Source organism: Saccharopolyspora sp. MMCC62, assembly GCF_057736575.1.
In genome coordinates this window covers 1-217 of sequence record NZ_JBYKCM010000032.1, presented here as the reverse complement: position 1 = coordinate 217, position 217 = coordinate 1, and the positions used below count along the sequence as shown (strand labels likewise).

Below are 217 nucleotides of genomic sequence, written 5' to 3'. Positions count from 1 at the left end.
CGGCCAGGCATCCCAACCTGTTCAACTAACACACACGACCACGCTGAAACGGTGACAGCCGCCTCCAGACAAGCCCCACAACCCCAGACACGCAACCCCTGCCAGGTATCCCACGCGCCCGGTTTAGCCTCCTCCGCTTTCGCTCGCCACTACTCACGGAATCACCAGTGTTTTCTCTTCCTACGGGTACTGAGATGTTTCACTTCCCCGCGTTCCC

The 217-nt window shown here is 59.4% G+C and carries 1 rRNA gene; it reads right to left on the bottom strand.

The annotated features are described in order from the left end of the window. Window positions 1-217 (bottom strand): 23S ribosomal RNA (locus tag AC29IT_RS28750); the annotation flags it as partial.